Below are 18,092 nucleotides of genomic sequence, written 5' to 3'. Positions count from 1 at the left end.
TTTTATTGATTTTCTTCTTGATTAGTTTTTGCATTTCTTTTTTCTTTAGATTTTAGATCATAATGATAAGCAAATGCATATATCCAATATCTAAGTTCTTTTTTTGAAGGAAGTTTTCCCTTCCACAAACCTTTAAACAATTCGTCATATAACACACCACAAAATTCCTCAATTTTTTCTTTCTTACTTGAATAAGGATATTTCCTATAAAGCATCCCAGCCATTAAGGATTTTATTTCCTCATCTCTGTAGCCCCTCTTTACTCCGATCTTCAACACCTCCAATGACTCTCTAATCATAGAGGTTTTTGAGGATGCACTACCCTTAGCCCACTCTATATCTGAGGCAATGTCAGCCAATTTTTCAATAATGTTCATTTTTTCCACCCCAATTCTTTGATTTATAATATTTAAGTCGTATTTTTCAGCAAATGATAGTGGATAGGATAATTTGAAGAGATAAAAATAAAATGCCATAGGATTGTCAGCATAATCATTGAATAACGAAACTATTATATTATCAGATTTTGAGCCTCCTTTTAAGGCATATCCTAATTTCCAAAGTAATTCAAATTCATTTCTAATTTTTTCAATTTCATCGAGTCTAACTTTATCCCATCCTAATTTTTTGAAAGATTTTATTGTATAATCAAAGATTATCGTCTCTTTTTTTACTTTATCTGGATTAAATGGATATGTTAAGTAAAACTTAAAGCCAGTTTCATAAACAAAATTTAAAATTTTTCTATAAAATCTTATAAAATCAATTTGTTTGGAAATATCAACGAAAGTCATTAAGAATGGAAATAATTCCTCTTCCACTTTTACATTAAATCCATAAATTGCCTTTATAAATGCCTTAGCATCTTTATCCCAAAGTCCTATATTCTCACTAACGCTTTCAATGTATTTTGTTAAATTTTCGTCCATTATTGGAATAAAGTAGTCGTAAGCATCTATATATACTGCTTGAACATTTTCTTTTTTTCCAAATATTAATTTTCTAAATGTTACCTCAGTTAAACACAATTGGCAAATATTCTTTTTTGTATTTGATAAAGAAACTACTGTTCTATTTGTAAATCCTCTCGGCTTAAATCCAAAGCATAAATTTTCTGTTGCTATTATAGATGATTTTCTCCCACATAATGAGCATATATTCTTTTTTGAACCAATGTCTTCAAATTTCATTTCTTTTATCTTCTTTCCATTTAAATGGGCGTATCCTAACAGTTCATTAATAATCTCTTTTAAATCAACTCTCTCAGAGCCACTGTAATTAGTTTTTAACAATGTTATTAAGTCAGATATTATCTCTTTTTCATTAAATCCTTTTTTTGTAGCAATGTAAAGTTTTAGATAGTTTTTTAACCCAGTATCTGCATTTTTAACTCTATCAACAAAGTCCTTATCTAAATCGAAATATTTATCTATTTTAAAATATTTTTCTTCAAACTTAGATTTTAGTTTTTTAATACTTTTTTCATTAGTTTCCGTTGGTGTTAATTGTAATAACAATTTTAAAAGTTTAAATTTTCTAAATTCCTCCTCACTAAAATCTTCAATCTTTTTTGTAAATACGTCTCTCGCCTTTTCATCCTTTTTGGATATGTCTTTATAAAATATAGAGTCATCTAATGAATCAATTAATCTTAATATTCTATCTTCTGAAATCTCAATAAATCTAAATATATCCAGTTGTGCCTTTTGCCTATCAATCTTAACCATCTTTTCAATATTTCTATACAAAAATTCTTCAAATGATTTTATTAAATAATTCTCATCTATTTCCAAATTACCCTCGTAAATAAAACCTCTTGGAGATATAACATAACAATCTACATTTTCTCTTAATCTCTCAACAATAAACCTTGATAGAACTTCATAAGGAATGTCGTCAAAGTAGAATACATTTACATCTACATACTCTTTCAATTTTTTCCAAATTTTTGCTATTTCAGTATAGTTTTCAATTGGTATGGAAATACTATCTGCTAAGTGTATAATCTCAATTAAATCATCTTTTATTAATCTATTTAACCCCCTCCATGTTGGTAATTTCTCATCTGGAATAACATATCTTGTCCTCTCCTCTGTTGCCAATATAAGATATTTCACAATATCTTTTTCTTCTTCACTTAGTTCAATTTTTAAATTTTTTAAATCATCTTCAAAATATTTTTCTATTGAAGATTTTAAATCAATCTCATTATGCAACTTATTTATATCGTGGAACGTATATGCAATTAAAAGGCACTTTAAAAGCATTCTTATGTCGTTATCATCATAATTTTCATCTATTAAACCTTTATTTAGCCATCTATTTTCTAAAACTTTTAAAGAAGGAATTATTCCATTTAGTATGTGCATAGGATAACTCATATCTGGAAGGTCTTTTGCTTCAATCTCTCCACTTTTAACTTTTTCCTCAAAAGATTTTCCCCCTTTTGCTGGCTTTAAGCGATATTTTTTAAATAGATTGATAAAAACTTTATTGAAGTAGTTTTTAGTTTCATCTTGGAATAACTTAGTTTTAAAGATTTTTTTGGGTTTTACTTTAATTTCCATGATTACACCTTAGGGTATAATTTACCAATAATATCAGTTGCTTCACTATATTCTTACATTTTTTGACATATAAATTTAACTATTAACCTTTTTGGTTAAGTATTTTGGAAATATTTATTAACCTTAACTAAACTTAAAAAAGGTAGTTATAAAATGAGGGAGAAAATGACAACGCACATAATAAACATAGGGTTTCACGCTGAGCATATTTATAAACCAATTGCAGAGTATGGGGCTAAAAAAGTAATTCTCGTATATTCAAAAGATAAAGAAGAATATGTAAAAGAAGATGATTTAAAAAAAGTTGATGAGGCCTTAAAAAAAGCAAAAGAGTTATGCAATATGCTTGGAATTGAATGTGAAGAGGTAAAGATAAATGGGATAGAGTTTGAGAAAAATGTTGAGATATTAAGGGATATTATAAAAAAAGAGGATAATAAAGTTATTGTAAATATAACTGGCGGAAGGAAGATAACCTCTTTATCTTTACTCTATGCCTCATTATATGAATTCCAAAAAGTAGACAAAATAGTTTATGTGCATAAAAAGAGAATTATAGAACTCCCAAAAATAGCACATCCATACAATTTAACAAAATTTGAAAGAAAAATTTTAGCATCATTAAATGAGGGTGAGAAGACAATAACTGAGTTGGCAAAAGAGTTTAATGTTTCTCTACCAGCAATTATAAAGTATGTAAATTCATTAGAAAGTAAAGGATTAATAAAAACTGAAAAAATAGGCAGAAAAAGAATAGTTAAATTAATTTAATTATTTATCAATATTCATAACCATTCCAAAACCCATACTATTTTTCTCTCCAAAACCACACTCATAACCAAATTTTATTAGTTCATAATCTCCCCAAACCTTAAACACCATTTCAGAGCATCTACAGTAAATATCTTTTATTCTCATTCTTTTAGGTTTATATTTCAAAACTTCAAATTCAAAATTTAAATCACACTTTTCGTTATAAAATGCTTCGTATTTTTTCTTTAAATTATTCTTTAAATTTTCATAGAATTTTGAATTATTAGGATGTAAATCATAAGTTTTTAACTTATTGTCCTCTGTTGGAATTATAGTTTTTAAATATATTGGAGATATTGTTTTTAGTATGTTAAACTTTTTAGGGATTGGTAAAATTTTCGCTCTTTTTACATAAAAGTTTATTTTTCCAACTCTTAACTCACCATCTTCCAATAAACCCTCAACAAAGTTCTCTATAAACTCATTTTTTGGTGAGGAAATATAAAGATATGCCTTTCCATCAATTGTTTCTATTCCCTCCTTTCTAATAACTCTCCTTCTAATTTGTAACAAAGAAAATGTAAAAAATTTAAATTTTTGATAATTATGTAGTCTTTCAGCATATTCTGGATTTGCAGAGTGAATTTTATTGTATATTGCTGACGCTAAATAATACTGGTGATTATAAGGAATAACTGTAAAATTATCTGTTTGTAATTCCAACTCCATTCTCATATTTTCCCTCATTATATTAAATTAATTACCAAAAGTTCTATATATAAATACGCAGTTATTATAAAGTTGGGTGATTTTTGTGGATTTATATGCAGTTGCCACAGAAATGGTAAAAAATTATGGATACATTGGAATATTTATAATATCATTTACAGAGGCATTTATTCAACCAATTCCTCCAGACATTTTTATAATAAGTGCTCCTTTTTTTGGATTAAATCCTATAATATCAGCAATTGTTGCTTCAATTGGAACTACTTTAGGAGGATTATTTGGCTATTACTTAGGATACAAATTAGGACATCCAATATTTGTAAAACTTTTTGGAGAGAAGTATTTACAGAAAGGGGAGGAGTTTTTTAATAAATATGGGGTTTATGGAATAGTTTTGGCAGGATTTACTCCTATTCCTTACAAAGTTGTTGCGTGGCTCTCTGGAATCTTTGAAATTAGAGCATTGATATTTACAATAGCAACAGTTGTTGGTAGAGCTCCAAGATTTTTAATTGAGGCATTTTTTGGGAATATACTAAGTAACTTTAGTATAAATAAGTTATACAACCTTAATATTTATCTCTTTTATTTAATAAATTCCCACTATAATCATATATTAGATATTATTATGCTACTTATCTCTAAGACAGTGTATCCCATAGTTTTTATAACTACGACTTTAATCTATTTAAAAAATAGAAAATTGGGATTAAAATTAGCGTTTAGTTTATTTTTAGCAGTTTTAATTATATTTTCATTGAAGTATTTGATAAATGAACCAAGACCTTATATAGTTTTAGAGAATGTCCATTTATTATGCTTTGAAGGTAATGAACCAAGTTTTCCAAGCGGACACACAACATATGCCTTTACATTGGCAACATCTTTACTATTAAATTACTCAAAAAAAATAGGATTATTGTTTCTAATTTGGGCTATCTTTGTAGGTTACAGTAGAGTTTATGTTGGCGTTCATTATTCTTTCGATGTTATTGGTGGTTTAATAATTGGAATATTTTGTGGATATTTAACAAAACTTAATATAGAAAAATTTATAGAAAGATTAAAATTAATTGATATATGGAGAAAAATAAAAAAGAAAAGTTAAAAATAAAATTATTCTTTTTGTTTAGCTTTTTCATCTTCTTTAAAGTATTCATCATATACTCCAGCATCAATTTCTTTTTGAACTTCTTTAGGATCTTTTCCTTCAACTGTTACTCCCATAGAGCCACAAGTTCCTAAAACTTCTTTTACAGCATTCTTTAAAGTGTATGATAACATTGAATCCATTTTCATTTTTGCAATTTTAATAACTTGCTCTAATGTTAAGTTACCAACAACTTCGTGTCTTGGTTCGTGAGCTGCTGTTTCTATACCTAACTCTTTTTTAATTAAAGCAGTTGTTGGAGGGATTCCAACTTCAATCTCGAATTTTCTTGTTTCAGTATCAACTATAACTTTAACTGGAACTTGCATTCCCTCATAGTCTTTAGTTTTTTCGTTAATCTCTTTAACAACCTGCATAACATTAACTCCTAAAGGACCTATTGCTGGTCCTAATGGTGGCCCTGCTGTAGCCTTACCTCCAGTAATTAAAACTTCTACGACTTCCTTAGCCATAATGTCTCACCTCAGTTAAAAAAATAAGGTATTATATTATGATGTGTAAATAAAATTAATATATGGAATATATAAAGTTATTCCTAATTAACTAATATTAATCTTTATGTTTTGAAACTATCTTAACACCTTCAACAGATAATGTTATTGGTATCGGAACCATAGCATTTTCAAGTTCTAAGGTAACTTCCTCTTTATTTTTATCTACTCTAATAACTTTAGCCCTTTCTCCTTTAAAAGGACCTGCAATAATTTCAACAACATCTCCTTTCTCAATATTTTCAATAATTTTCTTTGGAGTTAATAGTGGTTCAATTTCTTCAATTGCTATAGTTCCAGGAACTATTCCTCTAACTCTTGGCATTCTTTTTATTAATTCTTCTACATCCCCTTTTGTTTCTGCCTCAACTAAAACATACCCTTTTAAAGACTCAGTAGCCAATATTGAATAAACATTTAATTGCTCCTTTTCAGCCCTACTTGCCATTAATTCAGCAATATTTTTCTCCTGACCAACCATAGTTCTTACAGCAAAAATCATAATATCACCTTAAATAGTTTAATTCAAAAATATAAATCATTTAGTATTTAGTCAAAATTAAAGCATAAAAAATTAAATAAAAAATAATATAAAAAAGTCTTTAAATTATTTTTATACTTTTGGAGTGCTTGGAGGTTTTATTATATTTTTTATATATGTCGCAGGGACATGGATTATGTAACCAATTACACCTAATAATGTTATTCCCAATGCTGTAATTTTAGCAACATTTATATATTCTTCCATTGTAGGTTTTTTAATTACTAACCAAACTCTTTTACACTCTTCAAGAAACTCCTTTAGTTCATCTATTTTTTTATTAATGTCAATATCTATATTCATTATTATCCCCTTAAATTTTTGGGATATTCAATAACTCTGTCTTTTTTCTTTTTATTCCAGACTCTCCAAACTCAATTCTTGATTGAACCCCTGTAACTACTAATAAAACTTTAACTGTATTCTCTAATTTTTCGTCAATAGTAGCTCCCCAAATTATTGTAGCGTTAGGATCTAATCTTGAAGACACTGTTGCTACTACTTCTTTTGCCTCTTCCAATGTTAAGTCCTCTGGACCCATAACATGAATTAAAGCCCCTGTAGCTCCATCTATATCTACATCTAACAGTGGGGAGTTTAGTGCCATATTTATAGCTTCTTTAGCTCTCTTTTCACTATCACTTTCCCCGATTCCAATCATCGCTAAGCCTCCATCGCTCATAACTGCCTTTACATCAGCAAAGTCCACATTAATTAATCCCTCTTTGGTTATTAATTCTACTAACCCTTTTACAGCATTGATTAAAACTTCATCAGCCACTTTAAAAGCTACTTTTAGAGGCATATTTGGAACGATTTCAAATAACTTTTCGTTAGGTATTACAACTAATGTATCAGTATGTTGTTTTAATCTTTCTAATCCTTCCATAGCATTTTTCATTCTGATTTTACCCTCCATTTCAAAAGGTAGAGTAACTACTGCTACAGTTAATGCTCCAATTTTTTTGGCTATCTCTGCAACTACTGGAGCTGATCCTGTCCCAGTTCCTCCACCTAATCCACAGGTTATAAATACCATATCGGAATCTTGAATTGCCGCTTTAATTTCTTCAGCGCTTTCTTTTGCCGCTTCTTCACCAATCTTTGGATTACCTCCTGCTCCTAAACCTCTTGTTAATTTTTTCCCAATTAATATTTTTTTGTCTGCCTTAGTCCTTATTAACTGTTGGGCATCTGTGTTAATTGCTATAGTTTTAGCTCCCTCTATTCCCTCTAATTTTAATCTTGTAATTGTATTGTTTCCAGCTCCTCCACAACCTACCACAGTAATTTTAGCTTTAGTTTGTTGCAAATATTCTAACAACTCCTTATCTTCAGGAGATAGCTCTAACTCTTCAAACTCCTCAACTTTATTTTCTTCATCTAATATTTTTTTCAAAAATTTCACGGTATAACCTCCATAATTTTTATTCATTATTTTTATTCATAAGACCTAAATAATTATATATGAATAATTTTATATAGCCTACGAGTATGTTTACCATACTATAGCATTGTGCATCATAATTATTATTCAATTATAAAACTTAGTATAAAAATCTATTGGTTATATTAAATTCATATAGGTATAAATTGTAGTGTTTGGTGATTATTATGGTAAAACTTCCTGCTATTTCTAAAAAGCCAAGAGAAATTGCAAAACAGAAAATTATTGAATTAGCTAAAAAAATGTATGATGACTTAATGAAAGGTAAAAGGCCAAAAATAACAATGCCAATAAGAAGTTTATCTAATGCTGTATTTGATAAAAAAAAGGGTTCATTTACTTTAGTAGGTAAAGAAAAGGCAAGAACTTTAACTGTTAATCAGGCAAAAATCTTTGCTCAAACTGCAAAAATGTTAGAATTTGCTAAACAATTATTAGAATCTGATGATTTTTCTACTCTAAGAGAGGCATATTATGTTTCAAAAAACTGGGGTGAAGCGAGATTTGATGATCAGCAAGCATCAAACAATGTTATTGAAGACTTAGAGGCGGCTTTAGGGGTATTGAGAGAACATCTTGGATTTATTCCAGAGGAGGATGGTTCTGCAGTCGTAGGGCCTTTAAAAATTATTGAAGAAACTCCAGAGGGAGAATTGGTTGTAGATTGTACAAAATTAGGAACTGGGGCATATAATATTCCAAACGATGTAACTAAGTTGAATCTTGAAACCAATGCCGACTTTGTATTAGCTATTGAAACATCTGGTATGTTTGCGAGATTAAACGCTGAAAGATTTTGGGATAAACATAACTGTATATTGGTTTCTTTAAAAGGAGTTCCAGCAAGAGCCACAAGAAGATTTATAAAAAGGCTTAATGAAGAACACGATCTCCCAGTTTTAGTATTCACTGATGGAGACCCTTATGGATATTTAAACATATATAGAACTTTAAAAGTTGGTAGTGGTAAAGCAATACATTTGGCAGATAAACTTTCAATTCCTGCGGCAAGATTGATAGGTGTAACTCCTCAAGATATTATTGATTACGATTTGCCAACTCATCCTTTAAAGGAGCAAGATATTAAGAGAATAAAAGATGGTTTAAAGAATGATGATTTTGTAAGAAGTTTCCCAGAATGGCAGAAGGCATTAAAACAAATGCTTGATATGGGTGTAAGAGCAGAACAACAATCTTTAGCAAAATATGGTTTAAAGTATGTAGTAAATACTTACTTACCAGAAAAAATTAAAGATGAGAGTACTTGGCTACCTTAAAAAATAATATAAAATATAAAATATAAATGATGTTATTATTTTCGTTTCCTTCTACAATCTTCTGTTTTTATATTTTTTCATGTTTTAATGATAAAACTACTTCTTTCATTTTTATATAAATATTTAGATTAATTAATACAAATATCTAAAATAAAAATGGCGCAGGGGCTGGGATTTGAACCCAGGCGGGGCAAAGCCCCACTGGATCTCAAGTCCAGCGCCGTAGTCCTGGCTTGGCTACCCCTGCTCATAAACTGTTAAGCACTATTGAAGAATATACTGATTTAGTATATATATTTTACGGTTGCATTATTTAAATATATTATAGTGTCAAAAGTATTAATAATATTCTAAGTAGGGGATTTTTTTGAAATTAAGATATATAGAATGTTATGTTCCAAAACATCTTTTTAGTGGGATGGATAATATTTTAGAGAACTGTGAAGATATTATATGGTATAGTGTAGAAGAGACAAATAACTTTACAGTTATAAAGATATTAACAACACTGAAAAACACTGAAGTAATATTAGATAAACTTAATAAAGAATATGGAGGTTCTAAATTCAGAATTATTGTTTTTGAGCCAAAAACTACTATTCCCGAGATTATAGAAAAAGAAGAAAAAGAAACTAATGAAGAAGATTCAGAAAAAGTCCAAGAATTAGAAAGATTGAGTCGGCAAGAAATATACAATAAAGTGTCAGAGATAGTACATTCTCCAAAGGAATACTATTTGATGTTAATATTATCAACAATTGTTGCTGTAATAGGGATATGGAAAAATGATATAGCAATTATTATAGCATCTATGATTATCGCTCCTCTTTTAAGTCCAAATATGGCATTGTCTTTTTCTATGGCAATTGCCGATAGAGATTTAGCAAAAAAATCTTTAAAAGATTTAATTTTAGGTATTGGATTAGTAATAATATTATCAGTTTTTTTAGGGCATATTCTTCCAATATCTATAAAAAACCCACAAATAATATCAAGAATGAACTTAGGGATTGAGGATATTATAATAGCATTATGTGCTGGTATCGTTGGTGCGTTGTCTGTAGTTTCTGACATCCCTTCTGTCGTTGTAGGCGTGATGATTGCAGTAGCATTACTACCTCCATTAGTTGTTTTTGGATTAACCATAGGATCTGGATATTTTATTGAGTCTATTCCAATTTTAATGTTATTTCTAATAAATATAATCTGTATAAATTTATCTTCAAGTGTTATTTTTGCAATATATGGAATTTCTCCTTATAAGTTGTGGGATAAAGAAGAGGCAAAGAAATTAACGATTTTTTCTATATTGGTTTGGTGTATTCTTTTAATTGTTGCAGTTGTTATAATATACATCTATTTTTAATTTTTTTAACTTTGTTTGAAATTATTATATAGTTGGTAGAATCATATAAATAAGGTTGAATAAAAAGTTTAAAAAATAATTGAATGGTGGTTAAATGGAAGGTTTGACAGTAGGATTGTTTGGACACTTTGAAGGCGTTGGAAAAGAGTTGGGAAAAAAAGGAACATCAACAGATATAACTTTTTATAATTACAAACAGGGAGAAAAAGTAGTATGTTATGTAGAACCTACGAGATATTCAGATAGAATAAATCCCTTAATATATACAATAAATATGATGGACTACCCATTAGTTTTTATTGATGAAATTACTGGTGAGTTAGGAGAGACTCTCTTAGCCTTAGATATGTTTGAAATAGACAAAGGATTTTTTGTTTTAGGGGATTATGTCGATGTTGATATGCTAAAAAATATAATATCACAAACTTCAATGAAAAATTTTGAAATATTAGAGAAGAATTTTATAGACATTAGAGAGAAAATAGTTAATTTAAATGTAGAAAGAGATTATGATGGAAATGTAAAAATTCCTATAGACCACTACTTTACAGTTAGAAGTGTTGGAACTGTGATATTAGGTAAAGTAGAATCTGGAACAGTGAAAGTTCATGATAATTTAAATATATATCCAATCAACAAAACTGTTATGGTTAGAAGCATTCAAATTCACGACAATGATTTTAAAGAGGCAAAGGCAGGGAATAGAGTAGGTTTAGCGTTAAAAGGAATAACTACTGAGGAATTAGATAGAGGTTATATATTGTCTGATAAAGATCTAAAAGTAACTGATGAGATTGATATAAGAATAAATTGGAATCCTTTTAGACAGAAAGATGTAAAAGAAGGAGAGAATTATCAAATAATTGTAGGACTACAAAGTGTTCCTTGCTCTGTTGAAGAAGTTAGTAAAAATAATGTTAAATTAAAACTACAAAAAAATATTGCCTACGATGTTGGAGATAAAGTATGTTTAATAGATGGAAGTGCAAAAGTTAGAATAGTTGGAGTGGGAACCTTAGAATAATAAAATTTTTATTATAATTTAATATAATATAATTTGCCCCCCGAGGCCCACGCTCTCGACGAGGCTGTGCTATGGATGAGAGAGGGTAGGATACGGGGGGAACATTTATTTTTATTACTAAATAATATTTATATATTTAAATTTATAAATATAATTGTCCAAAATAAAAAAACAAAAATGGTAGCGGGGGGAGGATTTGAACCTCCGATCTCCGGGTTATGAGCCCGGCGGGATGGACCTGGCTACCCTACCCCGCTTCACCAACCTATGCAAAATTAATAAATAATGTAACCAATATATAAAAATTACGGTTTAGTGTATGATTATGACACTACCATAAATATATAAAAACAAAAGATTTATGATTTATAAAGATATTTTTATTAAGCATAATATTTTGGTGAAAGTATGATTAGAGAAATCATTGATAAATTAAATCCAATTGTAATAGAAAAGGCAAATAAAATTTTTGAAGTTTCAAGAATCTTAAAGGAGTATGATGGAAAGCCAGTTTATATAAAAGATGTGGATGGATTTGAAGTAGTTGGTAATATTTGTAGTAGAGAAACATTAGCAAAGATTTTCAATGTGAAAAAAGAAGACTTTATATTTTTTATGCTCGATGCAATGGAAAAAGAAAAAGATGGAAAATTAATTAAAAATAATAAATTAAGAGAGAGTTATATTGAAGAAGAGCCAGAATATATTAAAAAAATGCCAATTCCTACATACTATGAAAAAGATGCTGGTCCATATATAACGAGTGGTGTTGTTGTTGTAAATGATGAAGATTATGGCTATAATCTATCAATTCATAGAATTTTAGTTAAAGACAATCATTTAGTTATAAGAATGGTAGAACAAAGACATTTACATTTTTTATATAAAAAGGCATTGAAAGAAAAAGGTTATTTAGATGTGGCAATAATTATTGGAGTCCATCCAGCAGTTTTATTAGCTGGCTCTACATCAGCAGATATAACATTTGACGAACTTAAATTTTCAGCATCATTGTTAGGGGGAGCGTTAGAGGTTTTTGAGTTAGATAACGGTTTGTTAGTTCCTGAAGCAGAATTTATTATTGAGGGAGTTATCGTTGATAGGTTAGATGATGAAGGACCATTTGTGGATATAACTGGAACTTACGATATTGTTAGAAAACAACCAATTATTGAAATAAAAAAATTGTATAGTAAAGAAAAACCTATATTCCACGCATTATTACCTGGGGGAATAGAGCATAAGACATTAATGGGAATGCCTCAAGAACCAAGAATATTTAAGGGGGTTAGAAATACTGTTCCAACTGTAAAGAATGTTGTATTAACTGAAGGAGGTTGTTGCTGGCTCCATGCAGTAGTACAGATAGAAAAAAGAACAGAAGGAGATGGAAAAAATGCTATATTGGCGGCTTTTGCATCACATCCAAGTTTAAAACATGTGGTAGTTGTTGATGAAGATATAAATATATTTGATATAAATGATGTTGAGTATGCTATTGCCACAAGAGTTCAAGGTGATAAAGATATTATTATAATTCCTGGAGTAAAGGGCTCATCATTAGACCCCTCAAGTGACTTAAAAAATAGATTAACCACAAAGGTGGGAATTGATGCAACAATGAGTTTAATTAAAGGAAAGGAGCATTTTGAAAGGGCTAAGATTCCTGAATAAATTTTATTATTAATTTTTCAAATAATTTTTCCTGAATTAACTCAACCTTACCATCATTAGCCAAGTATAAAGAAGGCAAAAGATATTTAACTCTCTCATCCTTTGTTTTAAACTTTTCCTGATATATAATTATTTTTTCTTTCATTAAATCTTCTAAAAGTTTTTCTATTATATCAGAAATGTCTTCCTCTTCTAATAATTTCTCTACGATTTCTTCTACTTCTTTTATATCTTTTTCCTTTTTTCTTTTAGACTTTTTTACTTTTTTAAGTTCTTTTTCAATAGTTTTAATTAATTCATCTACAGTTATGGTTTTTTTACTTTTTTTATCTTTATTGTTTTCTTTATTTACACTTTTCTTATTGTTTTCTTTAATCTCGTTATCGTCAATATAAAAATCTTCATAATCATCTTCATTATCATAAAAATCTTCATCTTCCTCAATACTACATTCATTATATAAAGATTCAGACTTTAACCTTAAAAGTATTCCTCCTACTAAAATTACATCAGCCGATAATCTAATATCAAATTTTTTAAGTTCTTTAATTTTAGTTATATAGTAATCTGCAATTTCAGAAATATTCACATCCCAAGGATTTAAGTTTTTTTTCTCAATTCCTTCCTTAATCATTTTAACCCATAGAGATATGTCAAAATTAGAATCAACCATCTTATCCCTAATTCAGTAATTTATATTGTTTTTGTATTTTAAGTCATTTATATATATCTTTGGTTATATCTGTCTATATAATGTAAAATAATTTATGCTTTTTGACATATTCTCTCTCGCTAAAAATTTTTATTTTTTGATTTAGAGGATTTTAATTTAATATTTTTAAATTTTAGGGGATTTTATTAAATTTTGGAGGGTCGTCTATTTTGATTAATTTGAGTATTCGGTTTTATTAAATTATTGAGATTTTTAGGAGATTTTAGTTAATTGTCTTTATACCTAATTTTCTCCGACAATTAGGTTAATATTAAAAATTTAAAGAATTTTTAAACTAATAAATAAAAATAGAAAAGTTTATATATAAGTTCGGAGGTATATAAATAACAAGGGTTACTGACCCTCCGAACTATAACCCCCCAACAAAGAAGCATAATAAAGTAATTTTAGTCCTTAATCTCAAAAAATTATGCCCTGTCTAAAATCAGACCCCTAAGGGGATGGAAACAGTTTCGTAGTCATATCTCATAGCATAATGTGTGTCTAAAATCAGACCCCTAAGGGGATGGAAACAAAAATCTTCATCTTTTCTTGTATTGAGCCATTCTTCGTCTAAAATCAGACCCCTAAGGGGATGGAAACTTACTTCCATAACCTAAAATTTTCTTAAAATTGAAAAAGGTCTAAAATCAGACCCCTAAGGGGATGGAAACTCAAATTCAACTAACTTACCTTTATGAGTTTTCCTGTCTAAAATCAGACCCCTAAGGGGATGGAAACACAGTTAAATACTAACTTTTTTATTTTACAATTTTTTTGTCTAAAATCAGACCCCTAAGGGGATGGAAACAAATTTTTGAAATTTTTAAAAAAGAGGGATAAAATGGTCTAAAATCAGACCCCTAAGGGGATGGAAACCTTAGCTGCATACATAAGTCAAGCAATCAACACAAGTCTAAAATCAGACCCCTAAGGGGATGGAAACCCATTCTCTTGCAGCTGGTTTTCCTCCCAATCCAGGTCTAAAATCAGACCCCTAAGGGGATGGAAACCTTTTCCTTTTTTCCTTAACTTGTCTCCAACGAACCTGTCTAAAATCAGACCCCTAAGGGGATGGAAACATAGTTGTATCAAACCACAATACCAACCTATTATGTCTAAAATCAGACCCCTAAGGGGATGGAAACTTTTTTAAAATTTCAAAAATTTAGGTTATGGGAGTCTAAAATCAGACCCCTAAGGGGATGGAAACATTCTATGCCCACAAATCTCAAATGTATGCCACCTAACGTCTAAAATCAGACCCCTAAGGGGATGGAAACATTGTTGCTTCTTTGAATATTTCAATCATTTCATCATCTGGTCTAAAATCAGACCCCTAAGGGGATGGAAACGTTTCTAAAGCCCAAAACTTCTCTCCATTCTCATCAATATAGTCTAAAATCAGACCCCTAAGGGGATGGAAACCATATAATTTTTAAGAGTATTTAAATATATAACATCGTCTAAAATCAGACCCCTAAGGGGATGGAAACTCTATCCACTTTGGTTTGTTAGTTTTTGGTTGTGTATTGTTTTGGTCTAAAATCAGACCCCTAAGGGGATGGAAAAAATAGTAGAATGACTATAAGGAATGCGTTAATAATTGTCTAAAATCAGACCCCTAAGGGGATGGAAAGAAATTAATAAATCATTTTCCGTAATATCTTCAATACTTGTCTAAAATCAGACCCCTAAGGGGATGGAAACACTTGTGCTAAATCTTCCATATGAGAGATAGTAATAATGTCTAAAATCAGACCCCTAAGGGGATGGATATTCTGGAACATCTCTCTTATCTTCAACACTGCTATTATCTGTTTAAAATCAGACCCCAAAGGGAAAAATGATTTTAATTTAAGAGGCATTGCTGAGCGTTAGCGAAGCAATGCATCCCGGGTATCCCAATAGGGCGGAGCCCTATGGGTTTAAAACTCAGACCTCTAAGGAAATGAGAATATTTAAATTTTTTATTTTTAATAGCATAAAAAATTTATATATAGAAATATATAAATTATTAGAATATGTAATACAACATTAATTTTTATATAGTTCAATAAAATAAGTAATTCCATCCAGTTTTTTAAAACAAAATTATTGAGGGGAATTATGCATTGGGCTGATGTAATAGCTAAAAAATTAATTGAAGAGAAAAAAGTAGATAAGTATGTAGTGGCTACTGGAATAACTCCTTCGGGACATATTCATATAGGAAATGCAAGAGAAACACTGACAGCAGATGCAATTTATAAAAGTTTAAAAAATATGGATGTTAAAGCAGAATTAATATTTATAGCAGACACTTACGACCCTTTGAGAAAGTTGTATCCATTTTTACCAAAAGAGTTTGAACAATACATTGGAATGCCTCTAAGTGAAATCCCTTGTCCAGAAGGTTGCTGTGAAAGTTATGCTGAACACTTTTTAAAACCATACTTAGAGAGTTTAGATAACTTAGGAATTGAAATAACAACTTATAGGGCAGACAAACTTTATAAAGAAGGACTTTACGATGAGAAAATAAAAATTGCCTTAGAGAATAGAGAAAAAATAATGGAAATTTTAAATAAATTTAGATCTACTCCATTACCAGAAGATTGGTATCCTATTAATGTGGTTTGTGAAAATTGTGGAAAATTAAAGACAAAGGTTTTAAAATATTATAGTGAGAAAGAAGAAGTATATTATAAATGTGAGATTTGTGGAGTTGAGGGAGTTGTAAAACCTTACAAAGGTAGAGCAAAACTTCCATGGAGAGTAGATTGGCCAGCGAGATGGAGCATATTCAATGTAACAATCGAGCCAATGGGTAAAGACCACGCCGCCGCTGGAGGTAGTTATGATACAGGAGTTTTAATAGCAAGAGAAGTTTATAATTATGAACCTCCTAAAAAGGTTGTTTATGAATGGATTCAGTTAAAGGTTGGAAATAAAGCAATTCCAATGAGTTCCTCAAAAGGTGTAGTGTTTGCTGTAAAGGATTGGACTTACATAGCTCACCCAGAGATTTTAAGATATTTAATTATGAGAAGTAAGCCAACAAAACACATTGACTTTGATTTAAAGAAAATTCCTGACTTAGTTGATGAATATGATAGATTGGAAGAGTTTTACTTCAACAACAAAGATAAAGATGACTTAAATGAGGATGACTTAGAAAAAATAAGAATTTATGAATTATCAACTCCAAAAATCCCTGAAACTAAGCCTTTTGTAGTCCCATACAGATTTTGCTCAATTATTGCTCAACTAACATACAATGAAGAAAAAAATGATGTAGATATGGAGAGAGTATTTGAAATTTTGAAAAGGAATAATTACAATGTGGAAAATATTGATGAATTTAGCTTAAAAAAGTTAAAGGATAGATTACTAATGGCAAGAAACTGGGCTTTGAAGTATGGAGAAAAGTTGATTATAATTGATGAGAATGAAGCAAAAGAAATATATGAAAAATTGAAGGATAAACAAAAAGAATGGATTAAATACTTTGCTGAAAAATTAAAGACTGCTGAATTTGACGCTTTATCTTTGCATGAATTGATATACCAAACTGCAAAAGATATTGGTTTAAATCCAAGAGATGCTTTCCAAGCGTCATATATGATTTTATTGGGCAAAAAGTATGGTCCAAAGTTGGGTTCTTTCTTAGCTACCTTAGGAAGGGATTTTGTATTAAGAAGATATTCCTTATTTGATTAAAATTTTATATTTTGATTTTACAAAATTAATTTTATAGTGATTATTATTAGATTATGTTATGAGGGATACTATGGGAGTAGTAGAAATAAGGGTTAAAGTTCCAGATGGAATGGAAGAGAGATTTATAAAGATAGTTAAGGAAATTGCAAAATTTTACAATACTAAAAATCATTTATTTAAACTTTTGGAGGAATTAAAAGGATCTATTAAGACAGATAAATCTTGGAAGGATTTAAAGGTGGAAGCTCATGAGCAGAGTTTTTGTAGATAGTTCTGTAATAATTGAGAGTCTTAAAGGAAATAATGAAGCTATAAGTTTGTTACATAATATAGAAAATTATGAACTTGCAATAAACCCAATAGTTTTTAGTGAGGTAGTGTATATTTATATAAAATATGGAAAAGGTGACTTAAATAAGGTTTTTGATTTTTTAAACTCTTTTATTATGCTTGATTTAACTGAAGAAGTAGTTAAGATTGCAGAAAAGTATATTACTAAGTTTAAGCTCCTGCCTAATGATTCTTTAATTTTAGCTACTTGTAAATTTTATGGTTTTTCATTAGCATCTCTTGATAGCGATTTTAAGAAGTGTTGTGAATTTGAAGGAATTAATCTTATAGGAGTTAAATAATTATAT

General features: G+C 29.3%; 16 protein-coding genes, 2 tRNA genes and 1 CRISPR repeat array. Of the genes, 9 read left to right on the top strand and 9 right to left on the bottom strand.

Annotated elements, in window-relative coordinates:
• Positions 1–2: 2 nt before the first annotated feature.
• Entirely contained in the window at positions 3–2,567 is a 2,565-nt protein-coding gene (locus tag KMP69_RS03455; protein ID WP_214400544.1) for a hypothetical protein, read from the bottom strand.
• Positions 2,568–2,732: 165 nt separating this feature from the next.
• Here KMP69_RS03455 and csa3 point away from each other — a divergent pair, with 165 nt between their 5' ends.
• Positions 2,733–3,338, top strand: coding sequence for a CRISPR-associated CARF protein Csa3 (csa3, locus tag KMP69_RS03450; protein WP_214400543.1), 606 nt, complete (start codon positions 2,733–2,735; stop codon positions 3,336–3,338).
• Here csa3 and cas6 read toward each other — a convergent pair whose 3' ends face one another.
• Complete coding sequence (gene cas6 / locus KMP69_RS03445) at positions 3,339–4,055, bottom strand: CRISPR-associated endoribonuclease Cas6 (RefSeq protein ID WP_214400542.1); 717 nt, start codon at positions 4,053–4,055, stop codon at positions 3,339–3,341. It lies immediately after the preceding gene.
• Positions 4,056–4,134: 79 nt separating this feature from the next.
• Here cas6 and KMP69_RS03440 point away from each other — a divergent pair, with 79 nt between their 5' ends.
• Positions 4,135–5,157, top strand: coding sequence for a phosphatase PAP2 family protein (locus KMP69_RS03440; RefSeq protein WP_214400541.1), 1,023 nt, complete (start codon positions 4,135–4,137; stop codon positions 5,155–5,157).
• Between the two features lie 8 nt (positions 5,158–5,165).
• On the opposite strand, the gene KMP69_RS03435 is transcribed toward KMP69_RS03440, so the two are convergent.
• The 4 genes from KMP69_RS03435 to ftsZ all read right to left on the bottom strand — a co-directional run bounded on the left by KMP69_RS03435 (position 5,166) and on the right by ftsZ (position 7,660).
• Complete coding sequence (locus KMP69_RS03435; RefSeq protein WP_214400540.1) at positions 5,166–5,672, bottom strand: 50S ribosomal protein L11; 507 nt, start codon at positions 5,670–5,672, stop codon at positions 5,166–5,168.
• 97 nt (positions 5,673–5,769) lie between these two features.
• Positions 5,770–6,213 (bottom strand): transcription elongation factor Spt5, encoded by a 444-nt coding sequence (locus KMP69_RS03430; protein WP_214400539.1) that lies wholly within the window; start codon positions 6,211–6,213, stop codon positions 5,770–5,772.
• Between the two features lie 111 nt (positions 6,214–6,324).
• On the bottom strand, positions 6,325–6,555 hold the full coding sequence (locus KMP69_RS03425) for a protein translocase SEC61 complex subunit gamma (RefSeq protein ID WP_214400538.1): 231 nt from the start codon (positions 6,553–6,555) through the stop codon (positions 6,325–6,327).
• A gap of 10 nt (positions 6,556–6,565) precedes the next feature.
• Entirely contained in the window at positions 6,566–7,660 is a 1,095-nt protein-coding gene (gene ftsZ / locus KMP69_RS03420) for a cell division protein FtsZ (protein WP_214400537.1), read from the bottom strand.
• Positions 7,661–7,866: 206 nt separating this feature from the next.
• On the opposite strand from ftsZ, the gene KMP69_RS03415 reads away from it, so the two are divergent.
• On the top strand, positions 7,867–8,976 hold the full coding sequence (locus KMP69_RS03415) for a DNA topoisomerase IV subunit A (RefSeq protein ID WP_214400536.1): 1,110 nt from the start codon (positions 7,867–7,869) through the stop codon (positions 8,974–8,976).
• A gap of 157 nt (positions 8,977–9,133) precedes the next feature.
• On the opposite strand, the gene KMP69_RS03410 is transcribed toward KMP69_RS03415, so the two are convergent.
• Positions 9,134–9,223: transfer RNA gene (locus KMP69_RS03410), tRNA-Ser, on the bottom strand.
• A gap of 120 nt (positions 9,224–9,343) precedes the next feature.
• Here KMP69_RS03410 and KMP69_RS03405 point away from each other — a divergent pair.
• Positions 9,344–10,342, top strand: coding sequence for a TIGR00341 family protein (locus KMP69_RS03405; RefSeq protein WP_214400535.1), 999 nt, complete (start codon positions 9,344–9,346; stop codon positions 10,340–10,342).
• Positions 10,343–10,436: 94 nt separating this feature from the next.
• Complete coding sequence (locus KMP69_RS03400) at positions 10,437–11,366, top strand: selenocysteine-specific translation elongation factor (protein ID WP_214400534.1); 930 nt, start codon at positions 10,437–10,439, stop codon at positions 11,364–11,366.
• Between the two features lie 178 nt (positions 11,367–11,544).
• Here KMP69_RS03400 and KMP69_RS03395 read toward each other — a convergent pair.
• Positions 11,545–11,623 (bottom strand) — tRNA-Met (locus KMP69_RS03395).
• A gap of 151 nt (positions 11,624–11,774) precedes the next feature.
• On the opposite strand from KMP69_RS03395, the gene KMP69_RS03390 reads away from it, so the two are divergent.
• Positions 11,775–13,040 (top strand): UbiD family decarboxylase, encoded by a 1,266-nt coding sequence (locus KMP69_RS03390; protein ID WP_214400533.1) that lies wholly within the window; start codon positions 11,775–11,777, stop codon positions 13,038–13,040.
• Here the strand turns inward: KMP69_RS03390 and KMP69_RS03385 are convergent.
• The gene (locus tag KMP69_RS03385; RefSeq protein WP_214400532.1) at positions 13,024–13,713 is read right to left on the bottom strand and encodes a segregation and condensation protein A; all 690 of its coding nucleotides are present in this window, start codon (positions 13,711–13,713) and stop codon (positions 13,024–13,026) included. The two genes, KMP69_RS03390 and KMP69_RS03385, sit on opposite strands and share 17 nt — an antisense overlap.
• 476 nt (positions 13,714–14,189) lie before the next feature.
• A CRISPR array of direct repeats spans positions 14,190–15,532; the repeat unit is 32 nt; unit sequence GTCTAAAATCAGACCCCTAAGGGGATGGAAAC.
• Between the two features lie 329 nt (positions 15,533–15,861).
• On the opposite strand from KMP69_RS03385, the gene lysS reads away from it, so the two are divergent.
• The 3 genes from lysS (at position 15,862) to KMP69_RS03370 (ending at position 18,086) form a co-directional block, all read left to right on the top strand.
• Positions 15,862–17,454, top strand: coding sequence for a lysine--tRNA ligase (gene lysS / locus KMP69_RS03380; RefSeq protein WP_214400531.1), 1,593 nt, complete (start codon positions 15,862–15,864; stop codon positions 17,452–17,454).
• Between the two features lie 70 nt (positions 17,455–17,524).
• Positions 17,525–17,725 (top strand): hypothetical protein, encoded by a 201-nt coding sequence (locus KMP69_RS03375; protein WP_214400530.1) that lies wholly within the window; start codon positions 17,525–17,527, stop codon positions 17,723–17,725.
• Positions 17,703–18,086, top strand: a complete 384-nt coding sequence (locus tag KMP69_RS03370; protein WP_214400529.1) for a type II toxin-antitoxin system VapC family toxin — start codon at positions 17,703–17,705, stop codon at positions 18,084–18,086. Before KMP69_RS03375 ends, KMP69_RS03370 begins: the two co-directional genes overlap by 23 nt.
• The last annotated feature ends 6 nt before the right edge of the window (positions 18,087–18,092 follow it).

The organism is Methanocaldococcus lauensis (assembly GCF_902827225.1).
Classification (GTDB): domain Archaea; phylum AGJL01; class Methanococci; order Methanococcales; family Methanocaldococcaceae; genus Methanocaldococcus; species Methanocaldococcus lauensis.
Note: the sequence above shows the minus strand (reverse complement) of the source record. Positions and strands in the feature narration are given on the sequence as shown.

What these genes read in the sequence shown, in the direction of transcription:
- KMP69_RS03455 (WP_214400544.1), bottom strand. Translation starts at nt 2,567, where the DNA reads ATGGAAATTAAAGTAAAACCCAAAAAAATCTTTAAAACTAAGTTATTC.
- csa3 (WP_214400543.1), top strand. Translation starts at nt 2,733, where the DNA reads ATGACAACGCACATAATAAACATAGGGTTTCACGCTGAGCATATTTAT.
- cas6 (WP_214400542.1), bottom strand. Translation starts at nt 4,055, where the DNA reads ATGAGAATGGAGTTGGAATTACAAACAGATAATTTTACAGTTATTCCT.
- KMP69_RS03435 (WP_214400540.1), bottom strand. Translation starts at nt 5,672, where the DNA reads ATGGCTAAGGAAGTCGTAGAAGTTTTAATTACTGGAGGTAAGGCTACA.
- KMP69_RS03430 (WP_214400539.1), bottom strand. Translation starts at nt 6,213, where the DNA reads ATGATTTTTGCTGTAAGAACTATGGTTGGTCAGGAGAAAAATATTGCT.
- KMP69_RS03425 (WP_214400538.1), bottom strand. Translation starts at nt 6,555, where the DNA reads ATGAATATAGATATTGACATTAATAAAAAAATAGATGAACTAAAGGAG.
- KMP69_RS03415 (WP_214400536.1), top strand. Translation starts at nt 7,867, where the DNA reads ATGGTAAAACTTCCTGCTATTTCTAAAAAGCCAAGAGAAATTGCAAAA.
- KMP69_RS03400 (WP_214400534.1), top strand. Translation starts at nt 10,437, where the DNA reads ATGGAAGGTTTGACAGTAGGATTGTTTGGACACTTTGAAGGCGTTGGA.
- KMP69_RS03390 (WP_214400533.1), top strand. Translation starts at nt 11,775, where the DNA reads ATGATTAGAGAAATCATTGATAAATTAAATCCAATTGTAATAGAAAAG.
- KMP69_RS03385 (WP_214400532.1), bottom strand. Translation starts at nt 13,713, where the DNA reads ATGGTTGATTCTAATTTTGACATATCTCTATGGGTTAAAATGATTAAG.
- lysS (WP_214400531.1), top strand. Translation starts at nt 15,862, where the DNA reads ATGCATTGGGCTGATGTAATAGCTAAAAAATTAATTGAAGAGAAAAAA.
- KMP69_RS03375 (WP_214400530.1), top strand. Translation starts at nt 17,525, where the DNA reads ATGGGAGTAGTAGAAATAAGGGTTAAAGTTCCAGATGGAATGGAAGAG.
- KMP69_RS03370 (WP_214400529.1), top strand. Translation starts at nt 17,703, where the DNA reads ATGAGCAGAGTTTTTGTAGATAGTTCTGTAATAATTGAGAGTCTTAAA.